Origin of the sequence: Comamonas sp. Y33R10-2, assembly GCF_019355935.1 — a bacterium.
Lineage (GTDB): Bacteria > Pseudomonadota > Gammaproteobacteria > Burkholderiales > Burkholderiaceae_C > Comamonas.
In genome coordinates this window covers 2,295,142-2,309,091 of sequence record NZ_CP079925.1, presented here as the reverse complement: position 1 = coordinate 2,309,091, position 13,950 = coordinate 2,295,142, and the positions used below count along the sequence as shown (strand labels likewise).

12 protein-coding genes and 1 pseudogene are annotated in these 13,950 nt (G+C 57.9%); 8 read left to right on the top strand and 5 right to left on the bottom strand.

From position 1 onward, the window contains the following. The first annotated feature begins 112 nt into the window (after positions 1-112). The 4 genes and pseudogenes from KUF54_RS10295 (at position 113) to tsaD (ending at position 3,447) form a co-directional block, all read left to right on the top strand. Positions 113-886, top strand: coding sequence for a 3-alpha-hydroxysteroid 3-dehydrogenase (locus tag KUF54_RS10295; RefSeq protein WP_219342703.1), 774 nt, complete (start codon positions 113-115; stop codon positions 884-886). A 106-nt stretch (positions 887-992) separates the two neighbouring features. Next, a pseudogene (locus KUF54_RS10290) lies at positions 993-1,681 on the top strand (DUF937 domain-containing protein). A gap of 183 nt (positions 1,682-1,864) precedes the next feature. Then, positions 1,865-2,314, top strand: a complete 450-nt coding sequence (locus KUF54_RS10285) for a CBS domain-containing protein (RefSeq protein WP_219342700.1) — start codon at positions 1,865-1,867, stop codon at positions 2,312-2,314. A 92-nt stretch (positions 2,315-2,406) separates the two neighbouring features. Beyond that, positions 2,407-3,447 (top strand): tRNA (adenosine(37)-N6)-threonylcarbamoyltransferase complex transferase subunit TsaD, encoded by a 1,041-nt coding sequence (gene tsaD, locus KUF54_RS10280; protein WP_219342698.1) that lies wholly within the window; start codon positions 2,407-2,409, stop codon positions 3,445-3,447. 185 nt (positions 3,448-3,632) lie between these two features. On the opposite strand, the gene KUF54_RS10275 is transcribed toward tsaD, so the two are convergent. The 5 genes from KUF54_RS10275 to KUF54_RS10255 all read right to left on the bottom strand — a co-directional run bounded on the left by KUF54_RS10275 (position 3,633) and on the right by KUF54_RS10255 (position 9,554). Next, a complete protein-coding gene (locus tag KUF54_RS10275; RefSeq protein ID WP_219342696.1) occupies positions 3,633-4,025 on the bottom strand; it encodes an Hsp20/alpha crystallin family protein in 393 nt (130 codons plus the stop codon). 236 nt (positions 4,026-4,261) lie between these two features. After that, positions 4,262-5,455, bottom strand: a complete 1,194-nt coding sequence (gene mltB / locus KUF54_RS10270; protein WP_370627511.1) for a lytic murein transglycosylase B — start codon at positions 5,453-5,455, stop codon at positions 4,262-4,264. Between the two features lie 19 nt (positions 5,456-5,474). Beyond that, complete coding sequence (locus KUF54_RS10265; protein WP_219342692.1) at positions 5,475-7,559, bottom strand: DUF3488 and transglutaminase-like domain-containing protein; 2,085 nt, start codon at positions 7,557-7,559, stop codon at positions 5,475-5,477. Beyond that, a complete protein-coding gene (locus KUF54_RS10260) occupies positions 7,556-8,602 on the bottom strand; it encodes a DUF58 domain-containing protein (RefSeq protein WP_219342690.1) in 1,047 nt (348 codons plus the stop codon). The genes KUF54_RS10265 and KUF54_RS10260 overlap by 4 nt, the downstream gene beginning before the upstream one ends. Positions 8,603-8,633: 31 nt before the next feature. After that, on the bottom strand, positions 8,634-9,554 hold the full coding sequence (locus KUF54_RS10255; protein WP_219342688.1) for a MoxR family ATPase: 921 nt from the start codon (positions 9,552-9,554) through the stop codon (positions 8,634-8,636). Positions 9,555-9,590: 36 nt separating this feature from the next. Between KUF54_RS10255 and KUF54_RS10250 the strand changes: the two genes are divergently transcribed. The 4 genes from KUF54_RS10250 to KUF54_RS10235 all read left to right on the top strand — a co-directional run bounded on the left by KUF54_RS10250 (position 9,591) and on the right by KUF54_RS10235 (position 13,895). Next, positions 9,591-10,550: a histone deacetylase family protein gene (locus KUF54_RS10250; RefSeq protein ID WP_219342686.1), complete on the top strand. Its 960-nt coding sequence runs from the start codon at positions 9,591-9,593 to the stop codon at positions 10,548-10,550. A 375-nt stretch (positions 10,551-10,925) separates the two neighbouring features. Beyond that, positions 10,926-11,675 (top strand): electron transfer flavoprotein subunit beta/FixA family protein, encoded by a 750-nt coding sequence (locus tag KUF54_RS10245; protein ID WP_219342685.1) that lies wholly within the window; start codon positions 10,926-10,928, stop codon positions 11,673-11,675. 14 nt (positions 11,676-11,689) lie between these two features. Continuing rightward, positions 11,690-12,622 carry an electron transfer flavoprotein subunit alpha/FixB family protein gene (locus KUF54_RS10240; protein WP_219342684.1) on the top strand — a complete coding sequence of 311 codons (933 nt, stop codon included), beginning with the start codon at positions 11,690-11,692 and terminating at the stop codon, positions 12,620-12,622. Between the two features lie 145 nt (positions 12,623-12,767). Continuing rightward, on the top strand, positions 12,768-13,895 hold the full coding sequence (locus KUF54_RS10235; protein WP_219342683.1) for an ABC transporter substrate-binding protein: 1,128 nt from the start codon (positions 12,768-12,770) through the stop codon (positions 13,893-13,895). Positions 13,896-13,950 lie beyond the last annotated feature (55 nt).

Genomic DNA, 13,950 nt, shown 5'->3' with positions numbered 1-13,950 from the left:
AGCAGCACAGTAATTTTTCCAAAGGGTAATCACATCGTCCGTTTGCATGTGGTGCAGGCCACAGGCTTGGGCTTTGATGTGGCATCAATAACCAAACAGACAAGGAAGAGACATGCCAACTATCGTGATGAGCGGCTGCGCAACCGGCATTGGCGCAGCCACTCGCAAAGTGCTGGAAGCTGCTGGTAACAAAATCATCGGTATTGATATTCGTGATGCGGAAGTGATTGCTGACCTCTCCACCGCTGAAGGCCGCAAGCAGGCGATTGCTGATGTGCTGGCAAAGTGCAGCAGTGGTATGGACGGTATTGTTCTGTGCGCCGGTCTGGGCCCACAGACCAAGGTGCTTGGTAACGTCGTCTCTGTTAACTACTTTGGCGCGATTGAGTTGATGGACGCTTTTCTTCCTGGGCTGAAGAAAGGCAAGCAGCCTGCAGCCGTCGTTATCTCGTCAGTGGCATCGGCCCAGCTGCCGTTTGATAAGAATCCGCTGGCTGCACCGCTTGAGGCGGGTGAAGAGGCCAAGGCTCGCGCCATTGTGGAAGGTGCTGGCGAGCAGGGCGGCAATCTCGCCTATGCAGGCACCAAGAATGCGCTGACGGTAGCTGTGCGCAAGCGCGCCGCAGCATGGGGCCAGGCCGGTGTGCGCCTGAACACCATCGCCCCCGGTGCAACAGACACCCCCTTGCTACAAGCCGGTCTGGAAGACCCACGTTTTGGCGAATCCATCGCCAAGTTCGTGCCCCCTCTGGGCCGCCGTGCAGAGCCCTCGGAAATGGCCTCTGTCATCGCCTTTTTGATGAGCCCCGCTGCCAGCTATGTGCACGGCACGCAAATCGTCATTGATGGCGGCATTGATGCGGTGATGCGCCCAACAGCCTTCTAAGCTCTGTTTTTGGGCGGCTTTATGGCGATATTCATAGCTGCTGAATATTGATGACAATTTTTTGTCACCCAGCACGCGTACTATGTGGATTGTTTTTTCAGGAGAAATCGACATGACCGCATCTTTGACCGACGAATTGATGGGCCAGCTGCAGGGGGCACCTATGCAGGGCCTGGCTCAGCAACTGGGCTTGGATTCTGTGCAGACAGAGCAAGCCGTAGGCGTGGCGTTGCCCATGCTTTTTGGTGCACTGGGCCAGAATGCGGCCCAGCCTCAAGGCGCGTCAGATTTGCTGGGTGCCCTGACCCGTGATCACAGCAGCGCCAATGGTGCGATGGATCTGGGTGGCCTGCTGGGCGGTTTGCTCGGTGGTGCTGGCGGAGGAGCTGGTGCAGCGGGTGGTGCCGGGGTGGATTAGGCGGGCTGTTGGGCGGTTTGCTTGGTGGCGGTTCGCAATCTAATGCCGGCGGGATTCTTGGCAATATCTTTGGCGGCCAGCAGCAGCAGGCCGAGTCCAAGCTAGGCCAAGCCACAGGTTTGGGCGGCAACTCCGGTCAATTGCTGGCGATGCTGGCGCCGCTGGTCATGTCCTTCTTGGCCAATCGCGTGCAGTCCCAAGGCATGGGCGCTAACGATTTGGGCAGTGTTTTGGGGCAAGAACGCAGCCAAATTCAAGCACAAGGCGGCGCGGCAGGCGGCATTTTGGGTAGCCTGCTCGACCAAAATGGCGACGGTAAGCTAGATGTGGGCGATTTGTTCAAGCTTGGCGGCAGCCTACTGGGCGGTCGTCGCTAAGAGCTGCTCAACGTCATCAATCATTTATCGTTGAGCGCTCAGTACGCTTGACAACAAAAGGCAGCTTCGGCTGCCTTTGCTTTTTATGCGGGCATCGCCCGATTGCCGCAATGCAGCAATGCCTTCACACTGGAGTTGATCTCATGCATTGCCCATGACGACCTATTGCTAAAGGAGAACCAGATGACGACCGTAGCCGACATTCTGCGTGCCAAGGGCACAAGTAGCATTTACAGCGTCTCTCCCTCCGACACCATGCTGGCTGCGCTGCAGCTCATGGCGGATAAAAGCATTGGCGCGCTGCTGGTGCTTGAAGGTGAGAAGATCGCAGGCATTGTGACGGAGCGTGATTACGCCCGCAAAATCGCCCTGCAGGGCCGCAGCTCTGCCAGCACCCGAGTTGATGAAGTGATGACACGCAAAGTGCATTGCGTGCTGCCGCAACAGACCAGCGAGGAGTGCATGGCGCTGATGACCAGCAACCGCATGCGCCACTTACCCGTGATTAACGAGAGTCAGCAGCTGCTGGGCATGATCTCTATTGGTGACCTTGTCAAAGAAATCATCTCGGCGCAGCAGTTCACCATTAGCCAGATGGAGCACTATATTTCAGGCTCGCCGCACGTCAGATAATGGGATGTTGCTATCGTTTGAATAGTGAAGGCGGGCAGGGCTAATGTCCGCCTTTCCTGCGTCTAGAGGGCGCAAGTTCTACACTTGCGGCCATGAGTTTGCTGATCCTCGGAATCGAATCTTCTTGCGATGAAACTGGCGTGGCCTTGGTGCGCACGCCGGATGACCAAGCCGTGCCCACCTTGCTAAGCCACGCGCTGCACAGCCAAATTGAAATGCATCGCGCTTATGGCGGTGTGGTGCCAGAGCTGGCCAGCCGCGACCATATTCGCCGTGTGCTGCCACTGACCGAAAAAGTGCTGGCCGATGCTGGCGTAACGCTGGATGACGTTGATGTCGTCGCCTTTACCCGCGGCCCCGGCTTGGCCGGCGCTTTGCTAGTGGGCTCTGGCGCAGCCTGCGCCATGGCTGCGGCGCTGGATAAGCCGGTGCTGGGCGTGCATCACCTTGAAGGGCATTTACTCTCGCCTTTTTTGAGCGAAGACCCGCCAGAGTTCCCCTTCATTGCCTTGCTGGTCTCGGGCGGCCACACCCAAATCATGCGTGTGGATAGCGTGGGCGAATATGAAATTCTGGGCGAGACCATTGATGACGCAGCCGGCGAGGCGTTTGACAAGTCTGCCAAGCTCATGGGCTTGCCATACCCCGGTGGCCCGGTGCTCTCTAAATTAGCCCAAAACGGTGACCCCACAGCCTTCAAGCTGCCGCGCCCCTTGCTGCACTCGGGTGATCTGGACTTTTCATTCGCAGGTCTCAAGACCGCAGTTCTGACCCAAGCCAAAAAGCTGGGCGATGAATTAGAGGCACGCAAAGCCGATCTGGCGGCCAGCACCGAAGCTGCGATTGTGGAGGTGCTGGTCAAGAAGACGCTGGCCGCGCTCAAGCAAACGAACATGAAGCGTGTGGTGGTCGCTGGTGGCGTGGGCGCCAACAGGCATTTGCGTGAGCAACTCAATGAAGCATGCGCCAAGCTCAAAATTCGCGTGCACTACCCTGAGCTGCATCTGTGTACCGACAACGGCGCCATGATTGCGATGGCTGCTGCCATGCGCATACAGGCTGGACGTGAGCAGGCTCAGCATGAATACGCGTTTGATGTGAAGCCGCGCTGGCCGCTTGATTCGCTGAAGTGATTTGTTGTTGAAAAACAGTTTTCAGAAACTATTCGACGGATGCGCGCTAAGCCCAAGGGGCAGCTAAAGCTTCCGCAAAAAAGCCCGCAATGCCAAAACATTGCGGGCTTTTCCATTTCTGGCCTGCCAGCCAAGAGGAGATGGAAGAAAGGAATAAGCAAGGCAGACCAGTTAAATCAATGGCGTTATTCGATGCTCAGATTAACGGCCTTGCTTTGGGGCACCAGCTTGGCCAGTGTCAAGGTCAGCACGCCATGCTCAAGTTTGGCTTTGCTGTTAGCAGCGTCAATTTCATGATCCAGCTCCCAGCCGCGTTTGACTTGGCGGGAGGCGCCTTCCACGCTTTCGAGCTTGATGACTGCGCCTTCAATGGAGAGCGTGAGTTGCTCGCGGGACAGGCCGGGCACGTCCAGTGTCAGGGTGGTGAACTTTTCATCGCGGCTGACCTGAACTTGTTGCTGGCTGGAGTTTCTGGGCTTGGCAGCGTCCACAGTGCCTTGCAAAAAACGTTGCAGTGCGAGGTCGGCAGCGCGAGGGGAAACAAAGGCATTGCGGCTCATTACGGGGGCGAAGATCATGCTACTAACTCCTATAAATTGCGCGGCGTGCATTGTTGCCGCTTGGTTCATAGGTAGGTCGCTGCAAGCGCATTTCAAGAGATTTTTTGCAAAGAATAAATTGCGTTGCGATGTCTTGAAATGCATGCAATTGCCACTATTTCACGCTCCGTTGCTCGACGTTACAGTGTTTGAGGGCGAACTTTTTTACTATCAAATAAATAGCTTCCAGTCCTTCAGTCGTAAGGAATTTTGGTCTAATTCGCTTTATTTTTTGCGCTTTGGCTGCTCAAGTAAGCTTCATGCACTTCGCGGCCCAACTCGATCACGGAAAGCGCATAAAACGCTGACCAGTTGTAGCGGGTGATGGCGTAGAAATTCTCGGTGCCCGCAATGTACTGGGTGGGGCCTGAACTGCCATTTTTCAGCTCAATCAAGGCGAGTGGTCGCTCGTAATTTTCGGCACCCAGCACGCGCACACCGAGATCAGCCATTTGCGCTGCGGTAAAGGTGGGGTTGATGTCGGGTGCCAGCAGGGTTGCCAGATTTTCGCCTTGAGCGCGCATGTCTACCGTGAAGGCTGTGGTCAGGCCCGGCTTCCAGCCGTGGCCGATAAAGTAATTGGCCACGGAGCCAATCGCGTCGCTTGCGCTGTTGAACAGGTCGATGCGGCCATCGCCATCAAAATCGATGGCGTATTTGTCCCAGCTTGTGGGCATGAACTGGCCTAGGCCCATGGCTCCGGCATAACTGCCTCGCAGTTCGAATGGGTCGGAGCCATTGCGGTTGGCGGTGACGAGAACCTGCTCCAACTCACCCCTGAAGTAGTCAGTGCGTGCTTGCGCGCGGGGGTGGGATTGCGGGAAGTCCAGCGCCAGTGTGGTCAGCGCATCCATCACGCGGAAGTTGCCCATGTTGCGGCCGTAAATGGTTTCTACGCCAATGATGCCGGCAATGATTTCGGCGGGAACGCCAAACTGCTGCTCGGCACGTTCGAGCGCACGGCGGTTGGCCTGCCAGAACTGCACGCCAGCGCGAATGCGGATGGGGTCGATAAAGCGGCTGCGGTATACCGTCCAGTTCTTCACAAAGGTCTTGCCAGCGGGCGTCATCAAGCGGGTGACGACGGGCAGGTTACGCGCCTCGCTCAGTTGTGCGCGCACCCAGTCAGGCGGCAGATCACGGCGGCTTGCAATGTCGGCGGCCAGTTGCAGTGCGTCATCACGGCTGGCATAGGCCACGGCAGCAGTGGCAGCCGTTGCAGTTGCTGCAGCCACCACAGCAGGGGCCGCTTTTTTGACACTCTTTTTCGCGGGGGCAGCGATGGCGCTGGCGCTGAGCAAAGTCAGGCTGAGAGTGAGGCAGGTGGTGAGGCAGGTGGTGAAGACGGTATTGAGACAGGTATTGAGGCCGGTGTTGAGCACTTTTGTCTTGAGGTGCTTGTGATTCATGGATGGAGTGCTCATGTTTTTAGTTTTTTGAGGGGGTTGGCCAGCTTTGGCGTTTGATGGCTTGCCAGCGTTGGCGCAATGTTTTGAGGGCTGAAGTATCTAGTTTGGACGGCGCTGCATAGCGTAGCCGTTCCATGTCCAGCAGCCAGTCAGATAAGGTCGCAGTCAGTGCAGAATTTGCGCTCCACTGGTTTTGTACGCTGCGCGCGAGACTGCGAGCAGAGTCGCTGACGTGGCTTTCAATGCCTGCGCGTTGCAGTCTTTGCTGGGCGCTGTGCATGAGCTGGCTCCAGCCGTCGCGCTGCGGGCGCGTAAAGCGTGCCCAGACTAGCCACAGCAGCGCAAGGCTGCTCAAGCAGCCCGCCAGCAAGCGCAGCAGATCTGTCCAGCTAGGCGATTCAAAGCCAAGGTTTTGCAGTAAGTTGAGTTGGCGGCTTTGCGTGTAGTTGATCACCCACTGGTTCCAGCGGCCGTTGACGGCTTCCCAGACGGCGCGCAGCTTTTCTAGCGTGCCGGTATTCACAAAATTGCCCATGGCGCTGGCAAAGGCGCCGGGGGGAGCGCTCAGGCGCTGGAACATGCCTACGCGATTGGGGGAGACAGCGCCCGTGGGGTCCACTCGCGTCCAGCCTTGGCCGGCAATCCAGACTTCGGTCCATGCATGGGCGTCGCTGTTACGCACGGTCCAGTAACCGTCCACGCTGTTGCGGTCGCCGCCTTGGTAGCCGGTCACAATCCGCGCAGGCACACCCATGCCGCGCATGAGTACGGCAAAAGCGGAGGCAATGTGCTCGCAAAAGCCCTGCTTGCTGTCAAACCAGAAGTCGTCGGCGGTGTGAATGTTGTCCACCACGCCGGGCTCCAGCGTGTAGGTGTAGCCACCCACCTTCAGGCGCTGCAGCGCTGCGGCAATCAATGCACCGGTATCTGCATCAGCGCCAAGCTGGGTGCGCAGTTGCTGGCCCAGCGCCTGTGTGCGCGGGTTGCTGCCGGGCGGCAGTTGCAAATAGCGTTTGAGATCTGGCGTGTCTTGCAGCGGGCCGTGGCTGAAGCTGAGATAGCTTTGCGCATCGACGCGCAGCACATCGGTGATGGGGCGCCAAGTCATCCACTGCAGGCTAGGCGTCATGCGCGTGCGGCCTATGGATGCACCGGGCGGCGTTTGCGGCTCGGTTTTGACGGCGTCCAGCAGCGTCAGCCAGCGGCGCTTGCTGGGCTCGATCAGCATTTGGTAGCGAATCGGCTCACCGCTCACTCGCAGCTGGGGCGCCGACATGGCCTCGCTGATCGTGTCAACTTGCCAGTTGCGGCCATCAAACTGGCCAAGCACCGGGCCGCGAAAGTACAGGGCGCTAGCTGGCGGCTCTTGACCACCCGGCGTATCAAAGCGAATGCGCAGGGCTACGCTGTCATCCATGGCCAGCGATGCAACCTCGCCTACGCGCATGTTCTCAGATAAGCCTGAGCGGCCCGCCATATCGTCTGAAGGCACACCCCACAGCGGCGCCATGCGAGGGAAAAACAAAAATAGGGCCACCATGATGGGAGCGCCCCAAAGCGCCAGCCAGCCTGCGGTGCGCAGGGCTTGCATGAGCGGCGGTTTACCCGCCGTCATATGTGCGTTGACGAGCGCCGTAAGCAGCCCCATCAAGCCCAACACCATGGCAACTGCAATGGGCAGCGACTGGGAGTAAAAGAAGTTGCTGAGCAACACAAAAAAGCCCAGAAAAAACACCACCATGGCGTCGCGCCGCGCGCGCAACTCTAGTGTTTTGAGGGCAAGCAGCATGACGACCAGCGTCACGCCCGCATCGCGGCCCACAATGGTTTGGTGTGTGGCCCAAGTGGCTGCAATAGCAATGGCTAGTGCGCCTGCCAGCACCCAGCGACTGGGCAGTGCCGCACCAGTGAAGGCCAAGCGCGCGCGCCAAAGAAGCAGTGCAGCGGCAAAGGCACAGGTCCACCAAGGCATTTGCTGCACCTGCGGCAGTAAAATCCAAGCGATGACGGCCAGCAGAAAGAGCGTGTCTCGCGCATCGCGCGGCAGGGCGCTCAAACGCGGGAGCCACTGAGTCTGGTTGTTCAAAGGGGCGGTCCTGTTCATGATGCCGCTAATGCTTCAAGGCAACGCGTCACGTGCTGCGCGCCGCTGCCGGGGGAAATTTCTTTGCTGCCAGACAATCGCATGCCCCATGTGCGGCCTTGCTGATCGGCCATGAGTACCCAGGCCGTCAGGCGAGATAAGCGCGCTTCGTGCTCAGCTAGGCCGGTCTGGCGAATGTCGAGCCACAGTCTGTGGTGGTGGGCAAAAGGCCGGTCGCGGCTTATCAGTTGGTGGCCGCCGGCGGCAAAAGACTGGGCGGCTTTTTTCCACACTACCAGTTTGAGCGGGTCGCCCGTTTGATAGGCGCGCACGCCGTCAAATTCTTCGCCACTGCGCACCTGCGCGCTGCTGCGGCCACCGGCTTCGGGGCTGGCGGGCGGCAGGGGTGGGGCGCTGGCCTCTGGGGTGGGGTAGACCCAGACCTGAGTTTTTGGTCGCCACAATGCCCAGACGCGAAAAGCACCCAGCGGGTAGCGTGTGAGTATGGAAACAGGGGGCAAGTCATGCAGGCCGCGTTGCTCTGGCACAAAGCTCAGTTGCACGGCGGTGCTGCCCATCTCGGGCACATCAACCCAGCTCCATGAGTCTGAATGATCAGCGCTTTGGCGCGCTTGGTGCAGCGCCAAGCCTATGCCCCAGCGGCGGCTGCGGCGGCTGTTGTGCAGTTGGATATGCATGGGGCAGGGTGCATGGGCAAAGCAGCCCCCTTTGCTGCCGCTTTGACTCAGGCTCAGTTGCAGGCCGCACAAATTACCGTGGCCCACCACCATGCTGGCGGCGGCGCTGCCGGCTAGCAAAAAGGTGAGCAGATAGCCAAGGCTAAGTTGGTAGTTGATGGCGGCAATCAGCAGCACGATCAGCGTGGCCAGCATGGCCCAGCCCGCTTTAGAAGGCAGGATGTAGACATTGCCCTGAGTCAGGGTGAGCTGGTCGGCACGCGGCAGGCGCGCAAACATCCAAGCGCGAAATTGGGCGCTGGGGGATAGTCGTTGGAAAATATTCAGTGTTTTTGGCTTCTCACCATTGAATATATTGGACTTCATGCTATGAAATTCATTGTGAAGTTCATCGTCATCAAGACAGCGCTACGGTCTGCATCATGGCGCGCACCTGCTCCACCGCGCCCCTGCCGGCATGGCCTACGGGCACAAGGCGGTGGGCAATTACTTGCGGCAAGATGGCTTGCACATCATCTGGCGCCACATAGTCGCGCCCTTCCATCAGAGCAATAGTTTTGGCGGCGCGCAGCAGTGCAATGCCTGCTCGGGGGGACAAGCCTTGGGCAAACCACTGGCCGTTGCGTGTGGCGGCAATCAGGTCTTGCACATAGTTCAGCAGCGCATCGCTGACATGCACTGCCAGCGCGGCGGCTTGCAGTTGCAGCAGCAGTTCTTGATTGATGACGGGCTGCAGTGCATCGGCGGCAGAGCGGCGTCCGTTGCCAGTCAGCAGCCTGCGCTCTGCATCGCGCGAAGGGTAGCCCAAGCTGATGCGCATTAGGAAGCGGTCGAGCTGGCTTTCAGGCAGGGGGAAGGTGCCCAATTGATCGAGCGGGTTTTGCGTGGCGATCACAAAGAAAGGCAAGGGAAGGCTGTGTGTTTTGCCCTCGGCGGTGACTTGGCGCTCTTCCATTGCTTCGAGCAGCGCGCTTTGGGTTTTGGGGCTGGCTCGGTTGATTTCGTCGGCCAGCAGCAGTTGCGCAAAGACGGGGCCGCGGTGAAAGATAAAGGCTTCTTGGCCCCGGTCGTAGATGGAGACGCCCGTTAAGTCGCTGGGCATCAAGTCAGCGGTGAATTGCACGCGAGAGAACTGCAGGCCAAAACTGTGTGCCAGAGCGTGGGCCAGCGTGGTTTTGCCCACGCCGGGAACATCCTCAATCAGCAAGTGACCGCCTGCCAACAGGCAAGCGACGCCGTCTCGGACCTGGTCCGGCTTGCCCTCCATCACCGTGTTAAGCTGGTTTAAAAGCGCATTAATTGTGTTCTGTGCATGCATGGCAGAAACATATCCTAAATAAGCGATAGCGGAGACATGACTGTGGGCAAGACAGGTTATTTCACCCATAAGGATTGCTGGCTGCATGAGATGAGCCCAAGCCATCCTGAAAGCCCTGAGCGGCTGGATGCGATTGAGGACCGGCTGCTCATCAGCGGTGTGGGCGATGCTCTGGAGCGTTGTGATGTGCCTTTGGCCTCTTTGGACCAAGTAGAGCTGGCGCACGATGCGATGCACATCGCCGCCCTGCAGGGCTTAACCGACCGGCTTGAGCAAGAGCTGCTCGCCGGTGGGCCGCAGTATCGCCAAATTGACACCGATACATCGATCAACCGCCACACCTTCAAGGCCGCCCTGCGTGCTGCAGGAGCGACGCTCGCTGCGACCGATGCAGTCATCGCTGGGAAGCTAGAAAACGCTTTTTGCGCGGTGCGCCCGCCTGGGCACCATGCCACGCGCAATCAGGCCATGGGGTTTTGCTTTTTCAACAATGTGGCCGTAGGCGTGAAGTACGCACTGGAGCGGCACCACCTCAAACGCGTGGCGGTGATTGACTTTGATGTACACCACGGCAACGGCACGGAAGACATTCTGGCCGGCGATGCGCGGGTGCTGATGTGCGGTATTTTTCAACACCCGTTTTACCCCTTCAGTGGCGACAAAGAGCCCGCGGCCAATATGCTCAATGTGCCCGTTGCGGCTTATACCAAGGGCATGGATATCCGAGAGATCGTGGAGATGACTTGGATTCCGCGTCTTGAAGCTTTTAAACCTGAAATGATCTTTATCAGCGCCGGTTTTGATGCCCACCGTGACGATGACATGGGCCAGCTAGGCATGACGGAAAACGACTTCACTTGGATCACCATGCGTATCAAGGAGATTGCGCGGCGCTTTTCTAAGGGTCGTATCGTCTCTTGCCTTGAAGGCGGCTATGTGATGGATCCCTTAGCGCGCAGCGTGGAGGCGCATCTGCGAGTGCTGGCTGATATCTAGTCTGAAAGCAGGGTGACTATGACGAGTGAGGCATGGCATGCGCTTGCCTTGCTAAATCACGTAGCCCGTCCGTTTGAACGACGAGCACAGGCTTTGCGAGTGGTACCTTGTGGGCTTGCTAGGTGCTGCCACGAGGCTCATGGCTTGATTTGACCTAGGTTTTACCCTTGGTTGATTCGTCTGAGACCCTTCATTCCACACTGTGCATGCATAAAATTGAACGGTCGTTCTTTTTTGCGCGTGCCGCCCAGCGACTTTGAAGCATATATCTCCGTCAGATTGGCAGGAAACTTATGTAGAGAGTGTTGCAGTGCCGCATAAAATGATTTGAGTTTACGTAAACGTCACAGCAGTAATTATTAAGGAGCCGCAGCAATGAAGGTATTGGTCCCTGTCAAACGCGTGGTGGACTACAACGTGAAGGTCCGCGTCAAATCGGACGGCACGGGTGTAGACATCGCCAACGTCAAGATGAGCATGAACCCCTTTGACGAAATCGCCGTCGAAGAAGCCGTTCGTCTCAAAGAAAAAGGCGTAGTCACTGAAGTGATCGTCGTCTCCTGCGGTGTGACTCAGTGCCAGGAAACCCTGCGCACGGCCATGGCCATCGGTGCAGACCGCGGCATTTTGGTTGAGACCGATGTGGACCTGCAGCCCTTGGCCATCGCCAAGCTGCTCAAGGCTTTGGTTGACAAAGAGCAGCCCGGCCTGGTGATTTTGGGTAAGCAAGCCATTGATGGCGACAACAACCAGACTGGCCAGATGCTGGCTGCGCTGACAGATCTGCCCCAAGCGACTTTCGCTTCCAAGGTGGAAGTTGCTGGCGACAAGGTTGCCGTGAGCCGTGAAGTCGACGGTGGTCTGGAGACGCTGTCTCTGTCCATCCCCGCCATCATCACCACCGACCTGCGCCTGAACGAGCCCCGCTACGTCACCTTGCCCAACATCATGAAGGCCAAGAAAAAGCAGCTCGATACCTTCAAGCCTGAAGACTTGGGTGTGGACGTTGCTCCCCGCCTCAAGACCCTGAAGGTTGCCGAGCCCGCCAAGCGCGGCGCTGGTGTCAAGGTGGCTGATGTGGCCGCACTGGTCGACAAGCTCAAGAACGAAGCCAAAGTGATCTAAAGGAAGAACGACAAATGACATCCCTCGTTATTGCTGAACACGACAACGCTTCGATCAAGGCTGCGACCCTGAACACCGTGACTGCTGCCGCTGCTTGCGGCGGTGATGTGCACGTGCTCGTCGCTGGTGAAGGCGCTGCTGCTGCTGCTGCTGCTGCTGCCCAGATCGCTGGCGTCTCTAAGGTCATCCACGCTGACGGCGCAAGCCTCAAAGACGGTCTGGCTGAGAATGTTGCGGCTCAAGTGCTGGCTATTGCTAGCAACTACAGCCACATCCTGTTCCCTTCGACTGCCGCTGGCAAGAACGTGGCCCCCCGCGTTGCTGCCAAGCTGGACGTGGCCCAGATCAGCGACATCACCAAGGTCGATTCCGCTGACACCTTCGAGCGTCCCATCTACGCTGGTAACGCCATCGCCACCGTGCAGTCCGCTGATGCCATCAAGGTCATCACCGTGCGCACGACGGGCTTTGACGCAGCAGCTGCCACTGGTGGCTCCGCCGCTGTGGAAGCTGTGGCTGCCGTGGCAGATTCCGGCAAGAGCGCCTTTGTGGGCCGTGAAGTGACCAAGAGCGAGCGTCCTGAGCTGACGGCTGCCAAGATCATCGTCTCCGGTGGTCGCGCACTGGGCTCGGCTGAGAAGTTCACCGAAGTCATGTCACCTCTGGCTGACAAGCTGGGCGCTGCCATCGGCGCAAGCCGCGCTGCTGTTGATGCAGGCTACGCTCCTAACGATTTGCAAGTCGGTCAGACCGGCAAGATTGTTGCGCCTAATCTTTATATCGCCTGCGGTATCTCGGGCGCGATTCAGCATTTGGCCGGTATGAAGGACTCCAAGGTGATCGTTGCGATCAACAAGGATGCTGAGGCACCGATCTTCTCGGTGGCTGATTACGGTCTGGAAGCTGATCTGTTCACGGCAGTGCCGGAACTGGTCAAGGCGCTTTAATTTAGCGTATATCAAAAGAGGGGCCGATGGCCCCTCTTTTTCCATGTGCGTTCGCTGTATCGCGCTGGGCTTATTCATAATAATTCTGCAGCAGTTGGGACTACTTTTCCCGCTGACATGCAGAACTGAAGAGGGAGACATCTGAATGAATCGCAAGCATTGGGGTTTGGTTCGTGGCGCGGTGGTTGCACTGTGTGCAGGGGCCACTTTGGTCGCGCAGGCTTGGACCGTGGGGCAGGTTGCTCCTATGTCAGGCTCAGAGGCCAGTCAAGGCCGCGCCTATGCGCAGGGCATGCGCCTGTACTTTGATCAGGTCAACAAGGCTGGCGGCGTGCAAGGCCAGCCGGTTGAGCTGGAGGTGCTCGATGACATAGGCCATCCAGATGAGACCGTAGCCAAGACCCGTAAATTGCTCAGCGAGTCCAAGCCTGTGGTGCTAGCGGGCTATTTTGGCAATCGCAACTTGTCGGCTTTGTTGGAGAGCAAGGCGCTGGATGGAACGTCGATTCCGCTCGTGGGCTATCAAAGTACGGACACACGTGTGCTGGCCTCGGCCCAATTGTTCTCCACGCGTGCTGGGCTGTTCGAGCAGATGGCAAAAATCTCTACGCATTTAGCGACAGTGGGTATTACTCGCTTGGCTTTGGTGTTTGAGGAGCGCCCCGATGCGAAGGATTTGACGGACCTGATTACCAAGGCTGTGGCGCCAAGTGGTGCCAAGTTGGTCGCTACCGCCATGGTCAAGAAAAATGGCTCTGACAAAGCGGTGCAAGAGCTAGAGGCGACGAAGTCGTCTGCTCAGGCTATCTTGCTGGTGGCGTCGAGCACGGCTGCGGCGGCGTTTATCGAAGCTTACCGTATGGATGGCGGCAAGGCGCAGGTCTATGCCACGGCTGAAGCGGATATTGAGCAATTGGCTAAACGCCTGCCTGTGTCGTACATGAGCGGTTTGTCGATTGCTCAGGTGGTGCCTAGCCCTTATAAGGTCTCAGGCAAGCTCAACAAGGATTTCCGTGATGCGACCATCGCTGCTGGCAAAACGCTGCAAGTGCCGGTGAGCTTTGCCATGATGGAAGGTTTTGTGAATGCCAAAGTCATCGTGGAGGCTATGCGCCGCAGTCAGCCTGTGACGCCTGAAAGAGTAAGCGCCGCGTTGAAAGGGATAGAGGCCCTGGATTTAGGCGGCTATTGGGTGAATTTCAAGCCCGGGCAGGTGGGCTCCAAGTATGTGGACTTGTCCATCGTCAACACCTCAGGGCGTGTGACGCAGTAAAAAAAGGCCTGTGAGCGCAATGCCACAGGCCTTTTTTGTATCTGATTGATGTGTT

What these genes read in the sequence shown, in the direction of transcription:
- KUF54_RS10295 (WP_219342703.1), top strand. Translation starts at nt 113, where the DNA reads ATGCCAACTATCGTGATGAGCGGCTGCGCAACCGGCATTGGCGCAGCC.
- KUF54_RS10285 (WP_219342700.1), top strand. Translation starts at nt 1,865, where the DNA reads ATGACGACCGTAGCCGACATTCTGCGTGCCAAGGGCACAAGTAGCATT.
- tsaD (WP_219342698.1), top strand. Translation starts at nt 2,407, where the DNA reads ATGAGTTTGCTGATCCTCGGAATCGAATCTTCTTGCGATGAAACTGGC.
- KUF54_RS10275 (WP_219342696.1), bottom strand. Translation starts at nt 4,025, where the DNA reads ATGATCTTCGCCCCCGTAATGAGCCGCAATGCCTTTGTTTCCCCTCGC.
- mltB (WP_370627511.1), bottom strand. Translation starts at nt 5,455, where the DNA reads ATGAATCACAAGCACCTCAAGACAAAAGTGCTCAACACCGGCCTCAAT.
- KUF54_RS10265 (WP_219342692.1), bottom strand. Translation starts at nt 7,559, where the DNA reads ATGAACAGGACCGCCCCTTTGAACAACCAGACTCAGTGGCTCCCGCGT.
- KUF54_RS10260 (WP_219342690.1), bottom strand. Translation starts at nt 8,602, where the DNA reads ATGAAGTCCAATATATTCAATGGTGAGAAGCCAAAAACACTGAATATT.
- KUF54_RS10255 (WP_219342688.1), bottom strand. Translation starts at nt 9,554, where the DNA reads ATGCATGCACAGAACACAATTAATGCGCTTTTAAACCAGCTTAACACG.
- KUF54_RS10250 (WP_219342686.1), top strand. Translation starts at nt 9,591, where the DNA reads ATGACTGTGGGCAAGACAGGTTATTTCACCCATAAGGATTGCTGGCTG.
- KUF54_RS10245 (WP_219342685.1), top strand. Translation starts at nt 10,926, where the DNA reads ATGAAGGTATTGGTCCCTGTCAAACGCGTGGTGGACTACAACGTGAAG.
- KUF54_RS10240 (WP_219342684.1), top strand. Translation starts at nt 11,690, where the DNA reads ATGACATCCCTCGTTATTGCTGAACACGACAACGCTTCGATCAAGGCT.
- KUF54_RS10235 (WP_219342683.1), top strand. Translation starts at nt 12,768, where the DNA reads ATGAATCGCAAGCATTGGGGTTTGGTTCGTGGCGCGGTGGTTGCACTG.